Source organism: Flavobacterium ginsenosidimutans (assembly GCF_003254625.1).
GTDB classification, from domain to species: Bacteria; Bacteroidota; Bacteroidia; order Flavobacteriales; family Flavobacteriaceae; genus Flavobacterium; species Flavobacterium ginsenosidimutans.
The window spans coordinates 96,238-121,289 of sequence record NZ_QJRJ01000072.1 but is presented as its reverse complement, the minus strand read 5'-3'; the positions used below and the strand labels follow the sequence as shown (position 1 = coordinate 121,289).

The window sequence follows — 25,052 nt, the reverse complement described above, 5'->3', positions numbered from 1 at the left end:
CTAAGTAATTATTTTTTTCAAAATTAAAAATGCAACAGCGAAAAAACCAAAGAGAAACCCGCCTAAAATAATTCCTTTAATTTTTCCAATTTCTTTCTTTTGCAATGGTAAAATTGGTTTGTCGATTACCTGAATTAACGGCATATCCTTTCTTAAAGTAATTTTTGCCAATTCTGTTTGTTTTACCAACTCTGCCAATATTGCTGTATTCGATTGCACATCAACTTGTCTACGTGCAGAAGGCGCTCTTCGAACATTTAAAGCTGGATTTAGATTAAATGTATTGTCACTAGCAACAGCAACTCCTGTTATTGCACCATTAAGTTCATTGCGTATCGAATCTGTTTGACGTTCTAGAATTGCCATATTGATTCTAGCTTTTTTACTTTTAGTTTCTATATAAAAATCTTTTACTTGAAATGCCAAAGTCTCGCAAAAATATTTTGCAAATAATTCATCTGTGGAAATGAATGCAACTTTTATTATTGCTGCTTGCTTATCTTTTTGTCCCACTGTTAAGTCTGTTTCACTAATGTTCTTGTAGATAACACCTAGTATACTATCTTGAGCTCTTGTAAATTTTTCTCTATTTGAATTTGGAAAAAACTGAAGATTTTTCAATTTAGGATAGTCTTCCCACTTTTTTCTCCAATCTTTATTTTTTATATACATTTCTGCTAATGTAATAACCTTTCCATCAATATTAACAGGGTAAAGCAGTGTCTTTTCGACCATTGAACGAGACTTGAATAATTCAGTCAAATTGGCTCCTGAGAACATTCCTCCTCCGCCATTATCTAGATTAAGCCCCAAAGTACTTGCTATACCCAATGCACCACCTATTCCACCCCCATTCTGGTCATCTTCTAAAGCAAAAGATAATTCAGCAGTATATATTGGTTTTTTTATTATTGAATAAGTTAATCCTAGAATTGCCCCCAAAACTCCAACTATTAGAAGAGTTTTCCATTTTGAAATTAAATAATAACACCACTCTTTTCCCTGCTCAAATATTTCTTTCATTGAAATTTCCTCAGATTCTTTAGCAATTTTATTCATCAATATTTTATTTAAAAGCGGTTAAAATTACTAATGACAAACTTGTTAATAAACTTCCAATAGTTACCCATTCACCTGTACTCATTTTATGGGTTTCAGGCTTTTCAGGAACAACAATCTGTGAATCTGGATAAACTTTTGGATAAGTTCTAAAAAATAAAAATGATTTAGTTACATCTGCTTTACCATTAGGGTATATAATATATGCTTTTTTCTTCCATCCCTTATTATCAACTCCTCCTACTGAATTTATATAGTATTTAAACCCTTTTCCACTTCTGTAAGGAATTTCAGAGGTTAACAAAACATTACCTGTAACCTTTACCCCTTCATTGTATACCGCTACCTCAATTTCATCACCAGGAAAAAGGGTTACATTTGAATAATGTCTTTTGTCTTTCATGATTTTTTCCCAATCAACAGGAATTGTAGCGTATTTCAATTCTTCCTCTAATTTTTGAACGACTTTTTCATTCAATGTGTCATTATTTGCTAAATTTAAATCAACACTCTTAATTTTATCAATCTCATCTTGTTTAATAGGACGTTTTATTTTCATTCCTTCAATATTTGCTACAGATGTCAATCCACCAGCTCTCATCACAACATTATAAACCGTTTCTTTTTTATTTGCTAAAACATATTTTCCTGGATATGCGACAGCACCCTTTATAACCACCATTTGAGGTTTTTCATAAACTGCTATTCTTCGAATATTAACTACATCGAAAGGTTTTAAAACAAAATTCTTAGCTTGCTCATTATTATCTGCGGTAATTTCAAATTGAACTAATTCAACACGCTTTGGATCGGAATCATCTATAAAGTCAGATTTTATCATTCTAGCAATTTCAACTCTTTTAGATGCTGAACCAGTTAAACCACCAACTTGCACAATTAAGTCGTTTAGAGTTAAATTCTCTAAAAATTCATATTCTCCAGGATTTTTTACCTCTCCATCAATAGTAACTTTATATTCTTCTCTAAAATCTAGAATCGAGTATATGGTAACAATATCTTCTCTTTTTAACTCGAGATCCGCATTTAGATCCCCTGACAATGCACTATCTAAATCTACATTAACAATTTCTGTAGTTAAATCAGTTTTTAGACGAACTATTCTTGCTCTTTTACCATACGCATCTTCTTTAAGTCCCTCTGCTCTAGTTATAAGATCAGATACACGCATTCCCTGAGTAAATGAATAATAATCTGGTCTGAAAACAGCTCCTTCGATTTTAATTCGATTCTCGAAACGATTCAAAATCTTTGTGATCCTAAAAACATCTCCCGACTGAGGAAGATATGAGTTATATTCACTTTCATTTATGTCGTGAACTTTAAATTCTTTAGCTGTCTTTTGTACAACACTTACAGAAGCTGTGTAGGCAAATTCATTAAAACCCGAAGCAAAATTTAATAAATCGGAGAAGTTCTCTCCTTTTTTCATCTCAAAAATGCCAGGACGCTTTACTTCTCCCTCAAGAGTAACTCGATTGCTGTATGCTGGAATTCGAATTACATCATTTTCTTTTAAACCAACATTATCAGACTGATCTCCTTTTACTAAAAATCTATAAATATCTACATTTTTGTAAACCTTATTATTTCGAATTAACTCAATATTTCTATAAGAACCATTTTTTCCAGGTCCTCCTGCTAAATGTAAAGCATTGTAAACAGTTGCTAGAGAAGAAATAGAATAATTACCTGGTTGCTTACCGCCAACAATTGTTATTTTGATTGTTCTTATCTGATTTAAAACAACACTAACTTGAGATTGTCCCGAACGCACTGTACTATAAACTTTGGAAATCGCTGCTTTTATTTTTTGAGTAGCTGCTTCAATAGACATTCCAGCAACCGTTATTTGTCCTACATACTGAATTGAAATTCTCCCCTCAGAGGAAACTGGAGAACTAGCATTAAACTCTTGAACACCATAAATACTAATTTGCAACTCATCCCCAGGTCCTAAAACATAGTTTACAGGAGTTGCCAATTTTAAGTCAGACTCAAAATTCAAATTTGGGTTATCAAATAATTCAGATCCAAAAATCAAAGCATTAGCAGAATCTTTTACTTTTTCATTGCTAAACTTATCCTGCACTTTCCCATAATCCTGTGTATTCATCTGAGGGTTATTTGATTTTGCATCATTCCCAACAGGTTTCACGTCATTAAGGCGAGCTTTTAATTTATTATATTCTGTCTGGCTCATTCCTTTCGATAGTAATGCCTGCTCTACTTGCTCAATTGTGGTATTATTACTTTTAAGCTGTGCACTAATTTTGGATAATTGATCGTCTGACAAATAATCAACTTTAACAGTACTCAAGTCTTTAGATTTTAGTATATCTTGAGCAATTGCGTTAGAAGAAAGTAAAAAAATAGAAAATAGAGTAAAAACGTATATTAGTTTTTTCATGTTAATTTAATCTTAAAAACATTAAGTTCAATTTAAAGTAATATATAGTATTATGAATATTGTTTCTTATAGTAATCTTTATAAGCACCAGATGTAACATTCTGCAACCATTCCTCATTATTTAAATACCAATTAATTGTTCTTTCCAAGCCCTCTTCAAAAGTTACGGTTGGTTTCCAACCTAACTCTTTATTAATTTTAGAGGCGTCTATTGCGTATCTTAAATCATGCCCTGGTCTATCTTTTACAAATCTTATCAATTGTAGAGAAGTTCCTTCTGATCTTCCCAACTTTTGATCCATAATCTGGCATAATAATTTCACCAAATCAATATTTTTCCATTCATTAAACCCGCCAATGTTATAAGTCTCATGATTTTTACCTTCATGAAAAACTAAATCTATTGCAATGGCATGATCTTCAACAAATAGCCAATCACGAGTATAATTTCCATCTCCATATACTGGTAATGGCTTATTATTAATTATATTATTTATAAATAGAGGAATTAATTTTTCGGGAAAATGATAAGATCCATAATTATTAGAACAATTTGTTAAAACATAAGGCAAACCATAAGTTTCACCATAAGCTCTAACAAAATGATCTGAACTAGCTTTTGAAGCTGAATAAGGTGAATTAGGATAATACGCCGTTGTTTCTGTAAATAATCCTTCGGCCCCTAAAGTTCCATACACTTCATCTGTACTAATGTGATAGAATCTTTTTCCATCAAAATTATTTTTCCACTGTTTTTTTGTCGCATTTAACAAATTCATGGTACCAATTACATTTGTTTTTACAAATGCCAAAGGGTCTTCGATCGAACGGTCAACATGAGATTCTGCTGCTAAATGCAGGACACCATCAAAATTATGTTTTTGAAAAAGTTCATTAATAAATTGTTCATCAACAATGTCTCCTTTAATAAAGCTATAATTAGATTTATCTTCTATATCTTTTATATTCTCAAGATTTCCAGCATAAGTCAAGGCATCCAAATTGAAAATCTGATACTCAGGGTATTTATTAACAAAACGCCTCACTACATGAGAACCAATAAAACCAGCTCCACCAGTTATAAGAATCTTTTTCATTTTATTTTTCTAATTACTTCAATAATTCGGAATTCTGCTTTTCTAATTCGCTATAAATATCTTTTACGTCTTGTGAACTTTCTTTTTGCAAAATCAAGTTAGCAGTATCTGTATAGACAAAAATTGTGTTTTCTAAACCAAGAAAGGTTGTATGTTTATCACACCCAATAACCATATTTCCTTTATTATCAATTGGATGTCCTTTAGATATTAAATAGTCATAAACAGATTCAAACGATCCTAAATCTGACCAAGAAAAAGAAGCTGGTACAACTTTAATTTTTTTACTTCTTTCCATTACGGCGTAATCTATACTAATTGATGGAATTTCCATAGATAAATCCAAATCTAAGAAACCATCTTTACTTGCTTCCCATACCTGTTTTGATTTTTTATAAACATCTGGCTGAAATTGTTTTAATTCTTCCAAAAGAACACTTGCTTTAAAACAAAACATACCACTATTCCATAGAAAATTACCTTTTGCAATAAACTCCTTTGCAGTCGTTTCGTTTGGCTTTTCACGAAATGAAACGACATTATCTCCTTTGGCTTCTATATAACCATAACCTGTTTCTGGCTTGGTTGGAATTACACCAAAAGTCACAATAAATCCCTCGTCAGCTTTTGTGACTGCTTCATTTATTGCCTCATTATAATTCTCCATTAAATCTATAATATGATCAGAAGGAGTTATAATTAAAATATCATTTGGTTCTGAAGCAAATGCTGCAAATGCTATTGCCGCAGCTGTATTTCTAGGAGTAGCTTCAACAATATTTATATAAGAAGTACTCGTTTTATCCATTACTTTGCCACTCAGTTGAAAATTATCAACATTTCCAACAACCATCACTTTATTTGCTAGATGACTATTTCTTTCAACAGTCATTTCAAATAAAGATTTTCCATCAAATATTTCAAGGTATTGTTTTGGTCGACTTTTGCGCGAAAGAGGCCATAGTCTACTTCCAACTCCTCCAGTAAGAATTACATGTGTAACGGATTTATTTGAACTCATATGTTTTTAAATAAAAAAAGAAATTCTAAAGCTTAAAGCCTATTATCAGCTAAAGATCCTAAAACTCCTTTTACATCATAAATTAAACTTTTATCTTTTTGCAAATTTGAAAAATCAATTTCAAGAAATTCTGAGTGAGCTACTCCTAATACCAATGCATCAAATTTTTCTTTAGGCAAAATATTTACAGTTTCTAGTTTATATTCTCTCTCTACTTCCTCAATATTAGCAAGCGGATCAAAAACAGTAACTGTTATTCCGTAATCTTTTAAAGCTTTTATTACATCAACAATTTTAGTATTGCGAACATCTGGACAATTTTCTTTAAAAGTAATTCCAAACATTAACAGATTTGCACCATTAACTGAAATTTCTTTTTTTATCATCAGCTTCACTATTTGAGAAGCGACATATTCTCCCATGCTATCGTTTAAACGTCTTCCTGCTAAAATTATTTCAGGATGATATCCAAATTCTTGTGCTCTTTGCGCTAAATAGTAAGGATCAACTCCTATACAATGCCCTCCGACCAGACCTGGCTTAAAAGGCAAAAAATTCCATTTAGTAGCTGCTGCCGTTAATACTTCTTGGGTATCAATATTCATTAAATTAAATATTTTGGCCAATTCATTAACAAAAGCAATATTAATATCTCGCTGAGAATTTTCAATAACTTTCGCAGCTTCTGCAACTTTTATGGTAGGCGCAAGATGTGTTCCTGCTGTAATTACAGATTTGTATAGAGCATCAACTTTTAAACCTATTTCTGGAGTTGAACCTGAAGTAACTTTTAAAATTTTTTCAACTGTATGTTCTTTATCCCCAGGATTGATTCTTTCAGGAGAATATCCTGCGAAAAAGTCTTCGTTAAATTTTAAACCTGAAACTTTTTCTAAAACGGGCACACATTGCTCTTCTGTTACTCCTGGATAAACAGTTGATTCATAAATAACAATATCTCCTTTTTTCAAAACTTTCCCGACCGTTTCACTCGATTTATACAAAGGGGTTAAATCTGGTCTATTATTTTTGTCTACAGGAGTAGGAACAGTAACTATATAATAATTACATTCTTTAATATCATTTATTGATGTAGTACAGTACAAACCTTTTTCTTCATTTAAGCTTTTTACTAAAACTTTCTGCAAAACATCGTCTTCGACTTCTAAAGTGCTATCGGTTCCAGATTGTAAGGAACTAACTCTTGACTCGTTTATATCAAAGCCAATAACTGAATATTTGGTAGCAAATAATCGCGCTAGAGGCAATCCTACATAACCTAAGCCTATAACTGCAATTCTTACATTATTTTCCAACTTCATATTTTTTTAATTTATTCTGGTCACTTAAACTCATGGCTTCGCCGTTCTCAGTCACAAAATTCTGACTCAGATACCTAAATTAATCATTTTCGGCAAATATAGCATAATAAGTCTAGTTATTCAATACGGTTTTACGTAATACTAGCAAAACAACTTACAATGCAAAAACAAATATTTACAACAATCTATTAATCAGACTGTAAATAAATACATAATAAAAAAAACAGAAGAAAAAAATCCCAAAAGGACTTTTTCTTCTGTTATCATCTGATTTTTAAAATCATTTATATTTTATCTTCAATACACATCCTAATGCTTCTAAGACTAGGACATAATAATTATTAGACACCTCTTGTACAATTGCATTTTGATTACTGAATGCTCCCGACTCTAATTTGATTTTATCACCGACTTGAAACGCCGAAACTGATATATCGCTAATATTTGTTGCTTTTAGACTTTTTTTTATAATTTCAATTTCTTGATCCTTTACAATTGCTGGTTTTCCAAGCCAAAACAAATATCTAACAACACCAGCAACTTGAAATACTAAATTCCGCTCTGAATCGGGTAATTGCACAAAAACATAAGAATTAAAAAGAGGCGCCTCAACTTTCTTTTTTCGATCCGACCATTGTTTAACCTGAGTAATTAAAGGACAATAGCATTCGATTCCCAGCTGATTAAGCTTATCCGCAACTTTCTTTTCCCATTTAGGTTTTGTATAAACTACGTACCAATTCATTTTTTTTTCTTTATGAATGAAGCAAAATTTGTATCACTTCATATCTCTTACAAACTACAAAACCAATTTATGAGCCAATACCATTATAAACGAAACCAATTGATTCTAATTGTTTAGCATTCAAAATATTTCTTCCATCAAAAACAAAAGCTGGTTTATGCATTGAATCGTAAATCTTTTTCCAATCATAAGTTGTAAATTCATCCCACTCCGTTAAGATCGCAATAGCATGTGCTCCTTTACAAGCTTCATAAGCATTTTCAAACACACTCAGAGCATCAATATTTTCCTGGCTTATTCTTGTTTCCAAATAATCTAAGTCGTTCAACATTTTATTTTTAGAAACTTTCGGATCAAAGACTGAGATTTTAGCCTGTTCATTTATTAAGTCATCAGCAACATAAATTGCAGCAGATTCTCTTGTGTCGTTTGTATCTTTTTTGAAAGCCCAACCCAAAAATGTAATTTTCTTATCAGCTACTGTATTATATAATGTCTGAACAATTTTATTTGAGAACCTTCTTTTTTGATGATCGTTCATAATAATTACTTGTTCCCAATAATCTGCAACTTCATTTAATCCGTATGATTTTGCAATATAAACTAGATTTAGAATGTCTTTTTGAAAACAAGAACCTCCAAATCCTACAGAAGCTTTTAAAAATTTTGGTCCTATTCTGCTGTCCATACCAATAGCTCTCGCAACTTCATTTACATCTGCACCAGTTTTTTCACAAAGTTCTGACATTGCATTTATTGAAGATATACGTTGTGCTAAAAATGCATTTGCTGTAAGTTTAGACAATTCTGAAGACCAAACATTTGTTGTCAAAATTCTATCTCTACTTACCCAATTTGAATAAACATCAACCAATGCATTAATTGCTTCCTCGCCTTCTTCAGTTGTGTCTCCCCCAATTAAAATACGATCTGGATTTAACAGATCAGTTACCGCAGTTCCCTCTGCCAAAAACTCTGGATTAGATAGAATTTGAAATTGAACACCGTTTCCAGTGTTATCCAATATGCTCTTAATTGCCTCTGCTGTACGAACTGGTAGAGTTGATTTTTCAACTACAATTTTATTTTGTTTTGCTACTCTTGCTATTTGTCTTGCACATAGTTCAATATATTTTAAGTCAGCCGCCATTCCTTTACCCTTACCGTAAGTTTTAGTAGGAGTGTTTACTGAAATAAATATCATTTGAGCTTCATCTATTGCCTTATCAACATCTGTAGAAAAAAATAAATTTCTACCTCTTGCTTCTGCTACAATTTCAGAAAGACCTGGTTCATAAATCGGAATGTTTTCAGGATTCGGATCGTTCCAATCCGCTATTCTTTGTTCATTTAAATCAACAACTGTAACCTGAATATGTGGACATTTTTGAGCAATAACCGCCATAGTTGGCCCACCAACATATCCTGCACCAATGCAGCAAATTTTTGTAATTTTCATTTGATCTATTTTATCTTGATCTATTTATTTTAAATTATTCCAATACCATCCAACTGCTTCTTTCAATCCTTCTTGTAAAGAATATTTTGGATTATATCCTAACATGTTTTTTGCTTTCTCAATACTTGCCAGCGAATGAGGAATATCGCCTGCTCTGTTTTCTCCATAAATAACTGAAACGTCTTTTATTTTTGGATCAAACTCAGACAAATATTCTTTTAAATACTTTACCAAATCATTTAGTGTATTTCTATCACCATAAGCAGTATTATAAACAGAATTAATTGCTTCTGGGTTCTGAGAAGTCATAGCCAGTTCATTCATCTGAATAACATTGTTGATATATGTAAAGTCACGAGAATAATTTCCATCTCCATTAATTACTGGGCTTTCGTGATTCATAAATTGCTTTACAAACTTTGGAATAACAGCGGCGTAAGCTCCATTAGGATCTTGTTTTCTTCCAAAAACATTAAAATAACGAAGACCTATTGTTTCCAATCCGTATGTTTTACTAAAAATTTCAGCATACAATTCATTTACATATTTAGTAATTGCATATGGCGATAATGGTTTCCCAATAACATCTTCTACTTTTGGTAATCCTTGCGAATCTCCATAAGTTGAAGAACTTGCAGCATAAACAAATCTCTTTACTTTTGCATCGCGTGCTGCAGTCAGCATATTTAAAAACCCAGAAACATTCACATCGTTTGTAGTAATTGGATCTTTTATTGATCGAGGAACAGAACCCAAAGCTGCTTGATGCAAAACATAGTCTGCACCTTCGACTGCCAAATTACAATCGTTTAAATTTCGAATATCTCCTTCAATTAATTTAAAATCAGGATTATTTAAAAAATCTTTTAAATTATGACGATGCCCTGTCGAGAAGTTATCTAAACAAACTACTTTATATCCTAAATCTAAAAAATACTCCGTCAGATTTGAACCGATAAATCCAGCTCCTCCCGTAATTAAAATTGTATTTTTCGTTTTATTTTCCATCTATCAAAATTTAGCTTTTTCTAAATCGATTTAAAAGTGTTTTCCAGAATCCTATTTTTGGTTCCTCTTCATGATAACCATTTGAGTAAGCTCCGTAACCATATCCGTAACCATAAGCCGCTCCGTATTTTGCTTTATTCTCATAGCCATTCAACACAATACTAACATTACTTAATTCACCACGTTTAAGCCTTGTGTTTAACAACGTTATCATGTCTTTCTTCGTATAATTTTGTCTAACAATATACAAGATAACATCTGCAAACTGCACTAATTCTAACGAATCTGCGACTAAACCAACTGGTGGCGTATCAAGAATTATATAATCATATTTCAATTTTAATTCATCAATTAATTCTTTCATAGCATCACTTAAAATAAGCTCTGAAGGATTAGGAGGAATTGGCCCTGAAAGTATTACATCAAGATTTGGAATAGGAGTTGAATTGGTAATTTCTTCCAAACTGTTTTGTCTAATTAGATAATTAACAACTCCAAGAGGTGTAGTTAATTTAAACTCATCTGCTAATCTGGGCTTTCTTAAATCCAAACCAACAATTACCGTTTTCTTTTCGCTTAAAGCAAAAACTGTTGCTATATTGATAGAGCAAAATGTTTTTCCTTCACCACTAATTGAAGAAGTAATCATTAAAGTTTTTGCCCCGTTTACTTGCTGTTTTTTATATAAAAACTGAAGTGAAGATCGTATTCCCCTGAAAGCCTCAGAAAGAGCAGATTTGGGCTTATCAAAAACAGCTAAATTTATAGAATCCTTATTCACTCCAATAACACCAAGTAATGGTATTTGTGTTATCTTACTAATATCTTCTGCATTTTGAATCGAATTATTGACAAAGAAAATTGCAAATACAAACAGTAGAGGAATTAAAATCCCTAAAAAGAGGGCTAATATATAATTTACAGAAGTTTTAGGTCCAACTAATCCTCCACCTATATCTTTTGCAGGATCTATAAAATGAATATCTGACAAATTAGAAGCTTTTACAATTTCCGCTTCATTTCTTTTTTTAAGAAACTCAGTATAAATGTTGTCATTTAAATCATATTTCCTTTTGATTTTAAGCAACTCCTGTTGCTCAGCAGGAAGTCTTTTTACTGTACTTTCTGCCTCACCAATTTTTGCATTTACTAAAGACAAATCATATAGCAAAGATGCTTTTGCAGTAACAATGTTTTCCTGAAGAACATTTTTTATTGCTGCCATTTGATTATCAAAATCTTTAAATATTTTTTCACTCTTAACAGCATAGGCCATCTCAGATCTTTGAGTAGAAAGCGCTATAAGTTTTGAAACATTGGTAATAATATTTGGATCTTCAATTCCTGCAACCGAAGGAGCTGGTAATCTTGAGTAATCAACACTCCCATTTAAATATGTTTTTAATGAATTATAATATGCGATCTTTCTGCTTATTTGGTCTTTCTCAACATCAAAACTCGTTATCTTATCAGAAACCTTAGCTCCACCATCTTCAATTTCAAAAATATTTTTATCTTTTTGAAAAGATTTTAATTCATTACCATTCTGTTTAAGCTGAGATTCCATAGCAACAAGAGTACTGTCAATAAATCGAATAGTATTTGTCGCAAATTGGTTTTTACCATCAAGTTGTATTTTGATAAGCATTTTTACAGTAGAATTCAAATAATCAACCATTCTAGCTTTATTTGTCCCCTGCATAGACAAAGTAAGTATTGAACCGCCACTTTTACCACCATCAACGTCTATCCCTTTGTAACGAGATACAGTTCCATCAAAATCATTAAATTTAACAAAATATTCTTTCCCCTTATAAAACCCAGGATTATCTTTTATCTGAAGTTTCCAATTTAAAAAAGGAAGATCAACTCGTTCACCAACTTTGTATTTTTTCACAAAACTAACGGGTTGCACAGAAGTCTTACTGTAAGTATTAGTACTATAATTGAGTAATGAAACTGAACTATTTTCAAACGGAATTTGAATTTGGTATTCATTTTCACTCAGAAACGTTATACTTATTAATTTATTAACAAGCTGCCCTCTTGTTTTATCAATCTCTACATAAAACGGAACTGCTCCATAAGAATCTACATAGTTATATTTCCCCTGCTCCAGATAATCAATATAAAATTGAAGTTTATCTACAACTAACTCATTGTGAGATCTGGATTGCAAAATTGTAGAAATTCCGTTTACTTGATCGGAAATCCCCCCCCAGTTAAAAACCAAACTCGTATTAGAAGTAAAAAAGGGATTACTTTCTTCTTTTACAGAAATCATAGTTTGCATTCCATAAATTTTTTCTTTACGAATGTTTACTTGATAAGCAATTGTGAAGGCAATAATTAAACTCGCAAGAAACCATTTCCAATAACTAGCAATTTTCAACAAAAAACCTTTAAAATCAAAATTGGAATGATTTTCAAAAATAGAAAAGTCTTTAATATCTAACATTTTTAAACTCTTTTTTATTTAATAATGAGGTAAACTGTTGTTGCTAAAGACAATAATGTAATAATTGTCGAGATCGACTGTATTCCCGTTTGTCCTGTTCCCCAAGTTTTTTGTCTCAATGGTTTAACATAGATATAATCATTTGGCTGTAAATAATAATATGGTGATTTCATTACATTTACATCTGTAAGATCAATATCATGCATCTGAACTCCTGTTGGAGTCTGACGAATTACAGTCACTTCTTTTCTATTCCCAACTGTAGTAATATCTCCTGCATTTGCAATGGCTTCTAAAATAGTCACATTATCTTTAAATAAAGTTTTAGTACCAGTATCTCCAACCTCTCCATTGATTGTATATCTAAAACCAGCAAGCTTAACTGTTAAGAATACATTCGCTTCGCTTTTAAAATATTCTTCATGTAATTTTTTCTCTATTTTTAAACGAACCTCTTCAAGAGTATAACCTATAACATTAATTTCACCTAAAATCGGCATCCTAATATTTCCGTGATCATCAACAGTAAACCCATCGAAGTATAAAGCAGCCTCGCTTCTACCTGCTTGTCCATTTTGATCTTCTGTAGTATTAAAAATAGAAACAAATTTTGGGTCAATTGCTTTTATGTTAATTCTTACAACATCATTTACCTGTAATCGATATGGTTTTGATTCCACAGCAGCAATAGTTGTCTTCTCATCCGAATTATTTTTGTCTTGAAGATAAACCAAATCTTTAATTGGAATACACGATGTAAATAATATTGACATTAAGAAAAATAGAAAAAAGCTTTTTTTTGTCATTGGTTCAATTTTATCGCAAATATAGCTTTTCCTTTAATCTATCGAAAAACCTACTTGTCATTTGGGGTTTAGTTTAATTATTTTTAAATGTTTTTTCAAAAGGAACTCTATGCAAAATACTTCGTCCTAATGTTATTTCGTCTGCATATTCTAGTTCATCACCTACAGAGATTCCTCTAGCAATTGTAGAAATTATAATTTCTGAATCTGCAATTTGTTTATAGATATAAAAATTTGTTGTATCTCCTTCCATCGTCGAACTTAAAGCAAAAATAATTTCAGCCACTTTTCCAGATTTTACCTTCTCAACTAAACTTGAAATATTCAATTGATTGGGGCCAACTCCTTCAATAGGCGAAATCTTTCCTCCAAGTACATGATAAATTCCTTTGTACTGACCTGTATTTTCAATCGCCATGACATCTCGAATATCTTCTACAACGCATATCGTCTCATGATTTCTGATATGATTTGCACAAATTTCGCAGATTTTAGTATCAGAAATATTATGGCAACTTTCGCAAAATTTAATATCCTCACGCATATTTAATAATGCCTGAGATAAAAAAGAAGTTTGTTCTTTAGGCTGCTTTAGCAGATGAAGAACTAATCGAAGTGCCGTACGCTTACCAATACCAGGTAATTGTGACATTTCGTTTACAGCTTTTTCGATTAATTTTGATGAAAATTCCATGACGACAAAAGTAATACTTTTAATGGTTTAGCTCGCATTACAGCAATTAAATTCAATACTTATAAATACTGGAATTTTATCCAGAAAAAACATCTTTTTCAATACTGATTTCCGAAGTCTATTCTCATTTTTTAAAGCTCTTAATATTGATTTGTTGTTAACAAAACTAATGTACAAGCTACTTCAACCTGAATATCATTTAACTCCAATAATTGATACAATTCTGGATTTTCAGTTCCAGGATTAAAAATTACACGTTTAGGATGTGCTTCAATAATATAATTGTAATAATCTCTTTGACGAACGGGATTTAGATACAATGTAATTGTGTCAATATTTTTAACTGGTATAGCCTTAGTTTGAATTTTCACACCTGCAACTTCTCCTGCTTTTTGTCCAATTGCTAAAACAGAATGTCCTTTTCCTACCAGCATATTTACAGCTCTGTATGAATAACGGTCTGAATTTGTTGATGCTCCTATAACTAGTGTTTTTTTACTTTTCATCGTTTTTATTTAGACTGCAAAAGTAATTAAAAAGAACCATTTAATTTTATGTCTTTGATTCAGAATCAATAGCAATTAAAAAATATTATTCTAACATAATTTCATACAAAACATCAAAAAATAACTACATTTACTTTACCAACCCAAACAACATGGAATTATTCATTTACTTATTTGCCGCTTTATTCTCGGTACTAAATCCAATCGGAACTGTGCCAATTTTTGTTGGATTAACGCAACATGACTCTCAAAAAGAAAGATCTCGAATTTCTCTTTGGACAGCAATTAACGTTTTTATAATATTATTAGTTTCTTATTTCATTGGTCAATATGTGCTAACCTTTTTCGGAATTAGCATCGATGCTTTAAGAATTGCCGGCGGAATAGTAATTGTGAATTCTGGTTTCTCTTTACTCTCGGGAAAATTTAATAAAAAGCGAGGAATCAATAAAAAAATTGAAAATGAAGCACAACACAGAAATGACATTGCATTAACCCCTTTAGCAATTCCGATGCTTGCTGGTCCTGGTTCAATGTCTCTTTTAATTGCTTTTTATCAAGAACATCATGAATTAAACGAAATCATAATTTCTTCGTTAGCGATTCTTGCAATTGCAGTAGCTATTTTTGCCATTCTAAAAAGCGCTCATTATTTAGCCAGAATATTAGGTGCTTCAGGAATTGTTGCAATCTCTAGGATTGTTGGTTTTATAGTTATCTCAATTGGAATTCAATATATTGTTAGTGCAATTGTAAATATTATTAAAGGAAATTTTTAGTTCAACCAATAATAAAAAAGAAAGGGATAAAATCGTAACGTGATTTTATCCCTTTCTTTTTTATTAGATCTTTCATTTTAACTTCTTGGCAAGAAAACTTCAGCCATCATACATCTTGCACTTCCACCGCCACAAGCTTCAATTGTATCTAAACTTGAACTTAAAATTTCAGCATGATTTTCTAATTGAGCAATTTGTTTCGGGGTTAAACTTTGATGAGCCGATGCACTCATAACGATATATCGTTTATCATCATTTCCTCTAACTTCTAGCATATTTCCGGCAAAATTATTCACTTGAGCTTCCGTAATTAAAATAACCTCTTTTTGATCTTGTTTAAGATTATCTAAAACCATTTTGCGTTCTTTTTTGTCGTCGATAGAATCTGCGCAAATGACAGCAAAAGTTTCACCTAAACACATCATTACATTGGTATGATAAATTAGTTTTCGTTCTCCATCAACTGTTTGAAAAGCTTCGAAAATAACTGGAGCATAATCAAAATCTTCACAGAATTCTATAAACAATTCTTCGTCAGCTCTTGGTGATAAAGCGCAATATGCTTTTCCGTTAGCTCTATCTAATAATAAACTTCCCGTTCCTTCTAAGAAAATCCCATCTTCTTCTGCAGAAGTATAATCCATGATATTTGCAATTTCGAATCCTTTTTCTTCCAAAGTATCCAAAATATCTTCGCGACGTTCTTGACGACGATTTTCAGCAAACATTGGATACAATGCTACATCACCATTTTCATGAAACGAAACCCAGTTATTTGGAAAAATACTATCTGGAGTATCCGTTTGCAAATTATCATCAACTACAGTAACGTCAACACCTACAGCTCTAAGTTTTTCGACAAAAGTATCGAATTCTTGTTGCGCTTTAGCATTAACCGTACTTGGTAAAAGTCCGTCTAATACTTTTTGATAATAATTATTCACTGCCGTCTGTTCATTCATTCTGAATGCAACTGGACGAATCATTACGATAGCATTAGTAGTTTGTTTCATTTTTTATGTTTTTTTGTTTGCTTCGCCAATTCGGCTAAAGCCTCGTGTCAAGTTTCAGGTTTCAAGTTTTTCTAGAACGTGAAACCTGAAACTTGAAACAATTATTTAATCTCTAATTAATGGAAGCGTTGAACATCTCAACAAACCTTCTTGTTTTGCGATTTCAGCGTATGGAATCTCTTCAACTTTAAAACCTTTTTCACGAAGCCAATTGTTTAATCTTGTAAAATTCTTTTCAGAAACTACAACATTTTCATCGATTGAAAACACGTTTGAAAACATATTATACATTTCATTTCTTTCAATATGAAATAGATTTTCTTTTCCAAAAAGTTTTACCAAATAAAGATAATCTGCTTCTTCGCGGAAACCTCTTTTATATATAATCCCTTTATCTTTCCCAACAGGCTGAAAGCAACAATCCAAATGCAAAGCATTATCTCTCGCTTCTAATTTAGATTTCACTAAATCAAATTCTTTTACAATCTTATTTGGAAACAGCGATTTAATATAATTTACGCCATGCATATTTGTTCTTGCAGTAATGTAATCTTTATAATCGCTTCCTTTATAAGTTCCGATGAAAATATGATCATTCCAAAGCATAACATCTCCTCCTTCTATATGAACTTCTTCTGGAGGACGAACCACTTTTATTGGGTCGATTTGATCAATTACATATTGAATTGCATCTAATTCACGCTCTCTATCTGGCAGAATATTAGATTTAACAAAAACATCATCAATTACAAATCCTATATCTCTAGCAAAAATCTGATTGTAATTTTCAATCATTTCTGGGCGATAAACGGTTACATCGTACTTTTTAAAAACAGCATTAAAAGCATCCATTTCAGCAACCATATCTTTTTCTACAGGATAAGTTCCTGCTTTAATATGTTCCAATGACTTAGGATCATAAGCTTCCTCAAGTGTTGGAGTCGGCCCATTATGAACAGCAGAACCCAGAACTACAGCACGAAGCCGAGACGTTTCGTTCTTTACATTTAATTGCAACATAACTTTATTATATTTTGAGCAAAGATAAAAAAAGCTTCACATGTAAGTGAAGCTTTCGTTTTTTTATTTATTAGACTTAAACTCTCGTAAAGGATGTCCTGTATAAATTTGTCTTGGTCTTCCAATTGGTTCTTTGTTTTCACGCATTTCTTTCCATTGCGCAATCCAACCTGGAAGTCTTCCAATTGCAAACATAACAGTAAACATATCTGTCGGGATTCCTAATGCTCTGTAGATAATTCCAGAATAGAAATCAACGTTTGGATATAAATTTCTTGATTTGAAGTATTCATCTTCAAGAGCTGCTTTTTCTAATTTTCTTGCAATCTCTAAAATTGGATCTTCAACACCTAAAGTTTCTAATACTTCTGTTGCTGCTTTTTTAATGATTTTAGCTCTTGGATCAAAGTTTTTGTAAACTCTGTGTCCGAATCCCATTAAACGGAATGGGTCATTTTTATCTTTTGCTTTCGCTAAGAATTTATCTGTATCTCCACCGTCTTTATTAATTTCTTCAAGCATTTCTAAAACAGCTTGGTTTGCACCACCGTGAAGAGGTCCCCATAAAGCAGAAACTCCTGCAGAAACTGAAGCAAATAAACCAGCATGAGAAGAACCTACCATTCTAACTGTAGAAGTAGAACAGTTTTGTTCGTGATCTGCGTGAAGAATAAATAATTTATCTAAAGCATTTACAATTACTGGGTTTGCAGCGTAAGGCCCTGTAGGCAATTTAAACATTAATTGCATAAAGCTTTCTACGTATCCTTTTGTATTATCGTAGTAGTTTAAAGGATAGCCCATAGATTTTCTATAAGTCCATGTAGCAATTACAAGAAATTTTGCCATTGTTTTACAAATAGCCTCGTACATTTCTTTTTCATTATCAACATTCACTGCTTTAGGGTTAAATGCTGTTAAAGCACTTGTTAAAGCAGACAAAACTCCCATAGGGTGTGCCGTTTTTGGGAAACCATCAATGATATTTTTCATTTCTTCGTTTACCAAAGAATGTTTTTTAATACCATTTTCGAATTCTTCTAATTGTGCAGCAGTTGGTAATTCTCCAAAAATCAAAAGATAAGAAACTTCTAAGAAACTAGCTTTTTCAGCTAAATCTTCGATTGAATATCCTCTGTAACGTAAAATTCCCTCTTCTCCATCTAGGAAAGTGATTTCACTTGTACAAGATCCTGAGTTTTTGTAACCTGGATCAATTGTAATAACACCTGTTAAATCACGTAATTTGTTAATATCGATAGCTGATTCGTTTTCGCTCCCTGTAATTACTGGAAGCTCAATCTTTTTACCATCTATTTCTAATGTAGCTATTTTTGACATAATATACTGGAAATAATTCTTTAAATAATAATTTATCAAATCTAATGAATTTAAGACTAATTAAAAAAAGAATACTGCTATGAATTTGTTAAAAGTCCAAAAAAAAACCATCTGCAAAAACAGATGGTTTTTTCCAATATATAATTTGTTCAATTATTTGATTTTAAAAGCATTTAAACCAGGGAAATAAGCTGTATTTCCTAATTCTTCTTCAATTCTCAATAATTGGTTGTATTTAGCCATACGATCTGAACGAGAAGCAGAACCAGTTTTAATTTGACCACAGTTTAAAGCAACAGCTAAATCTGCAATTGTATTATCTTCAGTTTCTCCAGAACGGTGAGACATTACAGATGTATAACCAGCATTTTTTGCCATGTTTACAGCCGCAATAGTTTCAGTTAAAGTACCAATTTGGTTAACTTTTACTAAGATTGAGTTAGCAATTCCTTTTTCAATACCAGTTGACAAACGAGCAACGTTAGTAACAAATAAATCATCACCAACTAATTGTACTTTATTTCCAATTTTTTCAGTTAAATATTTCCATCCATCCCAGTCATCTTCGTACATACCGTCTTCGATAGAGATAATTGGATATTTAGCAGCAAGTTCAGCTAAATAATCAGCTTGCTCTTCAGAAGTTCTGATTTTTCCAGTTTCACCTTCAAATTTAGTATAATCATATTTTCCGTTTACGTAAAATTCAGAAGCTGCACAGTCAAGAGCAATCATAATTTCGTCTCCGAAAGAATATCCTGCTTTTTCAACTGCTAATTTAATAGTATCTAAAGCATCTTCAGTTCCGCCAGCCAAGTTTGGAGCAAAACCTCCTTCATCACCTACAGCAGTACTTAAACCTCTATCGTGTAATACTTTTTTCAAGTTGTGGAAAATTTCAGTTCCCATTTGCATTGCATGTGTAAAAGAAGTTGCTTTTACTGGGAAAATCATAAACTCTTGGAATGCGATAGGTGCATCAGAGTGAGAACCTCCATTGATGATGTTCATCATCGGAACTGGTAATGTATTAGCAGAAACTCCACCTACATATCTGTATAATGGCAAACCAAGTTCGTTAGCAGCAGCTTTTGCAGCAGCTAAAGAAACACCTAAAATAGCATTAGCTCCTAATTTAGATTTGTTTGGAGTTCCATCCAAATCAATCATTAGTTGGTCAATTGTGTTTTGCTCGAAAACAGAAGTTCCAACTAATTCTTCAGCAATAACAGTATTTACATTGTTCACTGCATTCAAAACACCTTTACCTAGGTAAGCCTTACCTCCATCACGTAATTCAACAGCTTCGTGCTCTCCAGTTGATGCTCCAGATGGAACAGCAGCTCTACCTAAAACTCCATTTTCAGTTACTACATCAACTTCAATAGTAGGATTACCTCTAGAATCAAGAATTTGTCTTGCGTGAACTTTAATTATAATACTCATTATTTTTGTTTTTTATTAATAAATTATATTTTTTTTTCGAAATTATAAAAATATTTAATACTATAAACGCATTTTAGTCATTAAACACCTTTATTTATTAACTACATCGTTTTAGACCTTACTACTTTTAATGTTCTCAACAAATTGATCAAACAAATATGACGAATCGTGTGGTCCTGGACTAGCTTCTGGGTGATATTGAACAGAAAAACAATTCTTATTCTTCATTCGCATCCCCGCAACTGTATCATCATTTAAATGTATATGAGTCAGCTCTAATTCTGGATGACCTTCTAAAGCTTCTCTTTTTACAGCGAATCCATGATTTTGAGAAGTAATCTCTCCTTTACCTGTAAGAAGATTTTTTACTGGATGATTAATCCCTCGGTGTCCTCCAAACATTTTATAAGTCTGAACTCCATTTGCTAATGCAATAATCTGATGACCTAAACAGATCCCAAACAAAGGTTTATCATCTGCAATAATGCTCTTAGCAACCTCTATTACTCCATGAAGCGGATCTGGATCACCAGGCCCATTAGATAAGAAATATCCATCTGGATTAAATGCACTTAACTCCTCATAACTTGTATCGTATGGAAAAACCTTAATATAACAATCTCTTTTTGCAAAGTTTCTCAAGATATTCTTTTTAATTCCAAGATCCAGTGCCGAAATTTTGAATGTCGCATTTTCATCTCCAATAAAATAAGGTTCTTTTGTAGACACTTTTGACGCTAACTCAAGACCTTCCATATTTGGCACATTTGCCAATTCTTTTTTCAAGTCTTCAATTGAAGTTCCATCTGTACAGATAACAGCGTTCATTGCACCATTATCACGAATATAACTAACCAGAGCTCTAGTATCTACATCAGAGATACAGATTAAATTTTGTTTTGCAAAATAATCTTCTAAGCTACCTGAAGCACCTTCTCTAGAATAGTTAAAGCTAAAATTTTTACAAACTAAACCAGCAATTTTCACGCTGTCTGATTCAACTTCTAAATCATTTATACCATAATTCCCGATGTGCGGATTAGTAGTAACCATAATTTGCCCAAAATACGAAGGATCTGTAAAAATCTCCTGATATCCGGTCATTCCAGTATTAAAACAAACTTCACCAAAAGTTTTACCGCTAATACCGATAGACTTTCCATGAAAAATAGTTCCATCACTTAGTAATAAAATGGCGCTTTGTCGTGTTGTGTATTTCATTCTTTAATTTGTATTGTTTTTTTTAATTGTGTATGAAACTAAAAAGCTTCATTTATAATTAGATATTTTGCAAATTTACTTCTTTAAAAGAGCGCTTCCAAGATTTTTTAAAACTTTCATTCGTAAAAATAAAACCTAACATTTTAAATAAGTTACATTTTTATGATTTCAAAAAAATCAAAAAAAAAGGATAAACTAAAAATTAGTTTATCCTTTAATATTATAGAATGATTACTCTCATAATTATTCAGAAGCTTCAGTAGTCGTTTCTGTTTCAGCAGCAGGAGCTTCTGGAGCAGCAGTTTCAGCTTTTTTAGCTTTACCACCACGACGGCTTTTCGCTTTTTTAACTTCTTTTTTACCTCCGTTGTAAAGTTCATTGAAGTCAACAAGTTCGATCATCGCCATATCAGCGTTATCTCCCAAACGATTTCCAACTTTAATGATACGAGTGTATCCTCCTGGACGGTCTCCAACTTTAGCAGCTACATCTCTGAACAAATCAGTTACCGCATATTTACTGCGCAAGTAAGCAAAAACAATACGACGATTGTGAGTCGTATCTTCTTTTGATTTTGTGATTAAAGGCTCAACAAATTGTTTAAGCGCTTTAGCTTTAGCAACAGTAGTATTAATACGTTTGTGCTCAATAAGAGAACAAGCCATATTAGCTAACATAGCCTTTCTATGTCCAGTCTGTCTGCTTAAGTGGTTGAATTTTTTTCCGTGTCTCATGACGTGTTTTTTTTATCTTCATCTTGCTACAATCCACTATGGAGAGCAAAATATGAAGTAAATTATTCTTTATCTAATTTGTATTTAGCTAAATCCATTCCGAAAGTTAAATTCTTCACTGCAACAAGTTCATCAAGTTCAGTTAAAGATTTTTTACCGAAATTACGGAATTTCATTAGGTCATTTTTATTGAACGATACTAAATCACCAAGTGTATCAACTTCAGCCGCTTTCAAGCAATTTAATGCTCTCACAGATAAATCCATATCAACAAGCTTAGTTTTAAGCAATTGTCTCATATGCAATGACTCTTCATCATACGATTCTGTTTGTGCAATTTCGTCAGCCTCAAGTGTAATTCTTTCATCAGAAAACAACATGAAATGGTGAATTAAAACTTTAGCAGCTTCAGTAAGAGCGTCTTTTGGATTAATAGATCCATCAGTTTTGATTTCAAAAACTAATTTTTCGTAATCTGTTTTTTGCTCTACACGGAAATTTTCGATTGCATATTTTACATTTTTTACCGGAGTAAAAATAGAATCTGTAAAAATCGTTCCAATTGCAGCATTCTGTTTTTTGTTTTCCTCAGCAGGCACGTATCCTCTACCTTTTTCGATAGTTAAATCGAAATTCAATTTGATTTTTGAATCTAAATTACAAATAACTAAGTCTGGATTCAGAACCTGGAAACCTGAAATAAATTTTTGAAAATCACCTGCTGTTAATTGATCTTTACCAGAAACAGAAATAGTAACTGATTCATTATCGATATCTTCAATTTGACGTTTGAAACGTACTTGTTTTAGATTAAGGATAATTTCGGTAACATCTTCAACAACACCTGAAATAGTAGAAAACTCATGATCTACACCTTCGATACGAACAGATGTAATTGCATAACCTTCTAATGCTGAAAGCAAAACTCTTCTAAGTGCATTACCAACTGTCAATCCATAACCAGGTTCTAAAGGTCTAAATTCGAATTTACCTTCAAAATCGGTTGAATCGATCATGATAACTTTATCGGGCTTTTGAAAATTAAATATTGCCATAAATTTCGACTAAGTCAATTATTATTTGTTGTACAACTCTACGATTAATTGTTCTTTAATGTTTTCTGGAATTTGAAGTCTCGCAGGTACAGAAACAAAAGTTCCTTCTTTAAGATCATTGTTCCAAGTAATCCATTCATAAACATGACTTGAATTTGATAAAGAACGTTCGATAGCTTCTAGAGATTTAGATTTTTCACGAACTGCAACTTTATCACCAGGCTTAAGGTGGTAAGAAGGAATATTAACAACCTCTCCATTTACAGTAATGTGTCTGTGAGAAACGATTTGACGCGCACCTCTTCTAGATGGAGCAATTCCCATTCTAAAAACAACATTATCTAATCTTGCTTCGCATAATTGTAATAAAACTTCACCAGTTACTCCTTTAGTCGCTGATGCTTTTTCGAATAAATTTCTGAATTGTTTTTCTAAAATTCCATAAGAATATTTAGCTTTTTGCTTTTCCATTAACTGAACAGCGTACTCAGATTTTTTTCCTCTTTTTTTAGCCATCCCGTGTTGTCCAGGTGGGTAATTTCTTTTTTCGAAAGATTTATCATCTCCGAAGATTGCCTCGCCAAATTTACGAGCGATTTTGGTTTTAGGACCAGTATATCTTGCCATTTTAAAAAAAAATTTAAGGTAGAAATTATGAATTCAGGTCTAATCCTTCGATAATCTATGTTCTACCTTGTTTATACTATAAAAATAAAAAATTAAACTCTACGTCTTTTTGGAGGACGACATCCGTTGTGCGGCATTGGAGTAACATCGATAATCTCAGTAACTTCAATTCCACCGTTATGAATAGAACGGATAGCAGACTCACGTCCGTTACCTGGTCCTTTTACATAAACTTTCACTTTTTTAAGTCCTGCCTCAAGTGCTACTTTAGCGCAATCTTCTGCTGCCATTTGAGCTGCATAAGGAGTGTTCTTTTTAGAACCTCTGAAACCCATTTTACCAGCTGAAGACCAAGAGATAACTTCACCTTTCTTATTAGTCAAAGAAATAATAATGTTATTAAAAGTGGCAGAAATATGAGCCTCACCCGTTGATTCAACGATAACTTTACGTTTTTTTGCAGTTGCTTTAGCCATATTACTTATTATTTAGTTGCTTTTTTCTTGTTAGCAACAGTTTTTCTTTTACCTTTTCTTGTTCTTGAGTTGTTTTTAGTTCTTTGCCCTCTTAATGGAAGACCAGATCTATGACGAATACCTCTGTAACATCCAATATCCATTAAACGTTTAATGTTCAAAGAAATTTCAGAACGTAATTCTCCTTCAATTTTGTAAAATGAAACAGCTTCACGAATTGCTCCGATTTCGTCATCATTCCAATCTTGAACTTTTTTATCTTGGCTAACTTGAGCTTTTTCTAAAATCTCAATAGCTCTACTTTTTCCTAATCCAAAGATGTAGGTAAGTGCGATAACACCTCTTTTGTTTTTTGGGATATCTACCCCTGCTATTCTTGCCATAATTATCCTTGTCTTTGTTTAAATCTAGGATTCTTTTTGTTTATTACGTACAGTCTCCCTTTTCTACGCACGATAATGCACTCGGCACTTCTCTTTTTTACTGATGCTCTAACTTTCATAGTGAATATCCTTTAATATCGATAAGTAATTCTTGCTTTTGACAAATCATAAGGACTCATTTCTAGTTTCACCTTATCACCAGGTAGTAATTTGATGTAATGCATTCGCATTTTACCAGAAATATGAGCAATTACAATATGTCCATTTTCTAACTCCACACGGAACATAGCATTTGATAATGCTTCAATTATTGATCCGTCTTGTTCTATTGCTGATTGTTTTGCCATAAATAT

Annotated in this window: 25 protein-coding genes; 1 reads left to right on the top strand and 24 read right to left on the bottom strand. The window is 32.1% G+C overall.

Annotation, left to right across the window (positions count from 1 at the left end; translation table 11 throughout):
* From DM444_RS07040 to DM444_RS06985, 12 genes are all read right to left on the bottom strand, one after another.
* Window positions 1-1,059: a Wzz/FepE/Etk N-terminal domain-containing protein gene (locus tag DM444_RS07040; RefSeq protein ID WP_111285069.1), complete on the bottom strand. Its 1,059-nt coding sequence runs from the start codon at window positions 1,057-1,059 to the stop codon at window positions 1-3.
* Window positions 1,060-1,066: 7 nt separating this feature from the next.
* Entirely contained in the window at window positions 1,067-3,487 is a 2,421-nt protein-coding gene (locus DM444_RS07035; RefSeq protein WP_111285068.1) for an SLBB domain-containing protein, read from the bottom strand.
* Window positions 3,488-3,537: 50 nt separating this feature from the next.
* A complete protein-coding gene (rfbB, locus tag DM444_RS07030; RefSeq protein WP_111285067.1) occupies window positions 3,538-4,584 on the bottom strand; it encodes a dTDP-glucose 4,6-dehydratase in 1,047 nt (348 codons plus the stop codon).
* 13 nt (window positions 4,585-4,597) lie between these two features.
* The gene (locus tag DM444_RS07025) at window positions 4,598-5,605 is read right to left on the bottom strand and encodes a mannose-1-phosphate guanylyltransferase (RefSeq protein ID WP_111285066.1); all 1,008 of its coding nucleotides are present in this window, start codon (window positions 5,603-5,605) and stop codon (window positions 4,598-4,600) included.
* Window positions 5,606-5,637: 32 nt separating this feature from the next.
* Complete coding sequence (locus DM444_RS07020; RefSeq protein WP_111285065.1) at window positions 5,638-6,927, bottom strand: nucleotide sugar dehydrogenase; 1,290 nt, start codon at window positions 6,925-6,927, stop codon at window positions 5,638-5,640.
* A 280-nt stretch (window positions 6,928-7,207) separates the two neighbouring features.
* Window positions 7,208-7,672: a UpxY family transcription antiterminator gene (locus DM444_RS07015; protein WP_111285064.1), complete on the bottom strand. Its 465-nt coding sequence runs from the start codon at window positions 7,670-7,672 to the stop codon at window positions 7,208-7,210.
* Between the two features lie 67 nt (window positions 7,673-7,739).
* Entirely contained in the window at window positions 7,740-9,131 is a 1,392-nt protein-coding gene (locus DM444_RS07010) for a UDP-glucose 6-dehydrogenase (protein WP_111285063.1), read from the bottom strand.
* A gap of 24 nt (window positions 9,132-9,155) precedes the next feature.
* Window positions 9,156-10,139: an SDR family oxidoreductase gene (locus tag DM444_RS07005; protein ID WP_111285062.1), complete on the bottom strand. Its 984-nt coding sequence runs from the start codon at window positions 10,137-10,139 to the stop codon at window positions 9,156-9,158.
* A gap of 10 nt (window positions 10,140-10,149) precedes the next feature.
* Entirely contained in the window at window positions 10,150-12,597 is a 2,448-nt protein-coding gene (locus DM444_RS07000; RefSeq protein WP_111285061.1) for a polysaccharide biosynthesis tyrosine autokinase, read from the bottom strand.
* 14 nt (window positions 12,598-12,611) lie between these two features.
* Window positions 12,612-13,403 (bottom strand): polysaccharide biosynthesis/export family protein, encoded by a 792-nt coding sequence (locus DM444_RS06995; protein WP_111285060.1) that lies wholly within the window; start codon window positions 13,401-13,403, stop codon window positions 12,612-12,614.
* A gap of 73 nt (window positions 13,404-13,476) precedes the next feature.
* Window positions 13,477-14,097 (bottom strand): recombination mediator RecR, encoded by a 621-nt coding sequence (gene recR / locus DM444_RS06990; protein WP_111285059.1) that lies wholly within the window; start codon window positions 14,095-14,097, stop codon window positions 13,477-13,479.
* Between the two features lie 140 nt (window positions 14,098-14,237).
* The gene (locus DM444_RS06985; protein ID WP_111285058.1) at window positions 14,238-14,603 is read right to left on the bottom strand and encodes a CoA-binding protein; all 366 of its coding nucleotides are present in this window, start codon (window positions 14,601-14,603) and stop codon (window positions 14,238-14,240) included.
* 152 nt (window positions 14,604-14,755) lie between these two features.
* Between DM444_RS06985 and DM444_RS06980 the strand changes: the two genes are divergently transcribed.
* Window positions 14,756-15,382: a MarC family NAAT transporter gene (locus DM444_RS06980; protein ID WP_111285057.1), complete on the top strand. Its 627-nt coding sequence runs from the start codon at window positions 14,756-14,758 to the stop codon at window positions 15,380-15,382.
* A 77-nt stretch (window positions 15,383-15,459) separates the two neighbouring features.
* On the opposite strand, the gene ctlX is transcribed toward DM444_RS06980, so the two are convergent.
* The 12 genes from ctlX to infA all read right to left on the bottom strand — a co-directional run bounded on the left by ctlX (window position 15,460) and on the right by infA (window position 25,046).
* Entirely contained in the window at window positions 15,460-16,395 is a 936-nt protein-coding gene (gene ctlX / locus DM444_RS06975; protein WP_111285056.1) for a citrulline utilization hydrolase CtlX, read from the bottom strand.
* Between the two features lie 105 nt (window positions 16,396-16,500).
* The gene (locus tag DM444_RS06970; RefSeq protein ID WP_111285055.1) at window positions 16,501-17,415 is read right to left on the bottom strand and encodes a dimethylarginine dimethylaminohydrolase family protein; all 915 of its coding nucleotides are present in this window, start codon (window positions 17,413-17,415) and stop codon (window positions 16,501-16,503) included.
* 63 nt (window positions 17,416-17,478) lie between these two features.
* Window positions 17,479-18,756: a citrate synthase gene (locus DM444_RS06965; RefSeq protein ID WP_111285054.1), complete on the bottom strand. Its 1,278-nt coding sequence runs from the start codon at window positions 18,754-18,756 to the stop codon at window positions 17,479-17,481.
* A 153-nt stretch (window positions 18,757-18,909) separates the two neighbouring features.
* A complete protein-coding gene (gene eno / locus DM444_RS06960; protein ID WP_111285053.1) occupies window positions 18,910-20,202 on the bottom strand; it encodes a phosphopyruvate hydratase in 1,293 nt (430 codons plus the stop codon).
* A 111-nt stretch (window positions 20,203-20,313) separates the two neighbouring features.
* Window positions 20,314-21,423, bottom strand: coding sequence for a glutamine-hydrolyzing carbamoyl-phosphate synthase small subunit (gene carA / locus DM444_RS06955; RefSeq protein ID WP_111285052.1), 1,110 nt, complete (start codon window positions 21,421-21,423; stop codon window positions 20,314-20,316).
* A gap of 243 nt (window positions 21,424-21,666) precedes the next feature.
* Window positions 21,667-22,158, bottom strand: a complete 492-nt coding sequence (gene rplQ / locus DM444_RS06950) for a 50S ribosomal protein L17 (RefSeq protein WP_095931493.1) — start codon at window positions 22,156-22,158, stop codon at window positions 21,667-21,669.
* A gap of 62 nt (window positions 22,159-22,220) precedes the next feature.
* The gene (locus DM444_RS06945; protein ID WP_008464329.1) at window positions 22,221-23,213 is read right to left on the bottom strand and encodes a DNA-directed RNA polymerase subunit alpha; all 993 of its coding nucleotides are present in this window, start codon (window positions 23,211-23,213) and stop codon (window positions 22,221-22,223) included.
* Window positions 23,214-23,234: 21 nt separating this feature from the next.
* Window positions 23,235-23,840 carry a 30S ribosomal protein S4 gene (gene rpsD, locus DM444_RS06940; protein ID WP_008464326.1) on the bottom strand — a complete coding sequence of 202 codons (606 nt, stop codon included), beginning with the start codon at window positions 23,838-23,840 and terminating at the stop codon, window positions 23,235-23,237.
* A 92-nt stretch (window positions 23,841-23,932) separates the two neighbouring features.
* A complete protein-coding gene (gene rpsK, locus DM444_RS06935) occupies window positions 23,933-24,316 on the bottom strand; it encodes a 30S ribosomal protein S11 (RefSeq protein ID WP_026727866.1) in 384 nt (127 codons plus the stop codon).
* Between the two features lie 8 nt (window positions 24,317-24,324).
* Window positions 24,325-24,699: a 30S ribosomal protein S13 gene (gene rpsM, locus DM444_RS06930; RefSeq protein WP_008464322.1), complete on the bottom strand. Its 375-nt coding sequence runs from the start codon at window positions 24,697-24,699 to the stop codon at window positions 24,325-24,327.
* A 2-nt stretch (window positions 24,700-24,701) separates the two neighbouring features.
* Window positions 24,702-24,818, bottom strand: a complete 117-nt coding sequence (gene ykgO, locus DM444_RS06925) for a type B 50S ribosomal protein L36 (RefSeq protein ID WP_002987490.1) — start codon at window positions 24,816-24,818, stop codon at window positions 24,702-24,704.
* A 12-nt stretch (window positions 24,819-24,830) separates the two neighbouring features.
* Window positions 24,831-25,046 carry a translation initiation factor IF-1 gene (gene infA / locus DM444_RS06920; RefSeq protein WP_007136545.1) on the bottom strand — a complete coding sequence of 72 codons (216 nt, stop codon included), beginning with the start codon at window positions 25,044-25,046 and terminating at the stop codon, window positions 24,831-24,833.
* Between the last annotated feature and the right edge of the window lie 6 nt (window positions 25,047-25,052).